Origin of the sequence: Flavobacterium aquicola, from assembly GCF_003385115.1 — a bacterium.
Lineage (GTDB): Bacteria > Bacteroidota > Bacteroidia > Flavobacteriales > Flavobacteriaceae > Flavobacterium > Flavobacterium aquicola.
In genome coordinates this window covers 1-1,490 of sequence record NZ_QUNI01000044.1, presented here as the reverse complement: position 1 = coordinate 1,490, position 1,490 = coordinate 1, and the positions used below count along the sequence as shown (strand labels likewise).

The window sequence follows — 1,490 nt, the reverse complement described above, 5'->3', positions numbered from 1 at the left end:
TACAGGTTTTAAATCTTCAAATTTCCAAATTGATTTAAGACTTTTTATTTCATAGAATCCATTTATTTTTGAAATTGTCTGTTTGTTTAATATAATCTGATTTTTAGACGAGACTTTTTTTGAAAATGTAGCGCAACTAACAAGTGAACTTAAAATTAAGAATATTAAACATATATTTATTTTCATCTCTTGCGTTTTTTTGGAATAGATAGCCCATAACGTTCTGGCACTACAGCGGGTTTGGGATTAAATTAAGCCCATTCTTCGGATTTGCTAAATCACTCAAATACAAAACCATTTTTCCATTAAGCCAAATGCCCAAATCCGTTGTAGTGGCTGTTAGTGGCTGTTTTTTTATTTATATTTTTCACTCAACTTTATTCCGTCTTCAGTAAGTTCTGTTTTCGGATTCTCTTTGACGAATTCTTTTTTTGCATTTTCGAAAGTTAATTCAATAAAACTGTCTCCATATTTTTTTAATATCGCTTTGTACATTTCATTTTGGTAGCAGTATGGTTCAAAACCTTTCATCCTGACACACCGCCCAAAATGTTCTTTTGTTTCAATACCGTGTTGACGAAATGTTTTTATAACTTTACTTTTAAATTGTTCAGGAATCAAACCAAAATATATCAGTTTTCCATTTTTAATATCGTTTATTGCTTTTGCTTTTTGATTAATACATAATGTATCAATCACAGTAACATCTATATTATGATTTTTCGTCCACATTTCAGCATAAACTCCTTCGTTATAAACAATCATTTTCCCATTTTTATCAAACTTAGCTAATTCGTTCGTTTCATTTTTTCCTACACAAGAATTAAGAATAATTGTCAAAAAAAATATTTTCGTTATTAATTTCATTACCTAAAATTTAGATGTCTAATTTACTTCTATATTTCCGTCGCACGAAAATAGCCACTAACGTCCTGGCGCTACACGAGGTTTGGGATTAAATTAAGCCTATTTTTCGGATTTGCCAAATCTTCCAAATACAAGACCATTTTTAAATTTAGCCTAATGCCCAAATCTCGTGTAACGGCTGTTATGTGTGGTCGCGACACGAACGATAAGCACGGCAGAAAATCGATTCTGATTGTCCATTCCAATTGCGCAAAATTTTTCCGCCTTCCAATTGTCGATTTCAATTAGTTTCTGTATTTCAATTCCAACTTTAACTTCAAAAATCTTCGGCTAAACCTCAAAAAAAATCGACAAAAATATTCCGCTTTGATTGTCAAAAAAGTGACTAACATTTGCTTGTCCGCAATAATTTAAAAACAAGTTGCGTTTCAATTTTCGGCCTGCTCGGTTTCTGTCTCAATTATTCATTTACGTTTCTACAATTCCTGATTGAATTTGCCTGTTTCTCGTTCACGGAGCGATCACACATAACGTCTTGGTACTACAGCGGGTTTGGGACTAAATTAAGCCCATTCTTCGGATTTGCCAAATCATTCAAATACAAAACCATTTTTCCATTAAAC

The 1,490-nt window shown here is 32.1% G+C and carries 2 protein-coding genes; both read right to left on the bottom strand.

The window, feature by feature from the left end; translation table 11 throughout:
• Positions 1-186, bottom strand: a 186-nt coding sequence (locus tag C8P67_RS22305; RefSeq protein ID WP_211319952.1) for a hypothetical protein, incomplete at its 3' end; no start/stop codon positions are given.
• A gap of 168 nt (positions 187-354) precedes the next feature.
• Positions 355-867, bottom strand: a complete 513-nt coding sequence (locus tag C8P67_RS21905) for a hypothetical protein (protein ID WP_115815324.1) — start codon at positions 865-867, stop codon at positions 355-357.
• Between the last annotated feature and the right edge of the window lie 623 nt (positions 868-1,490).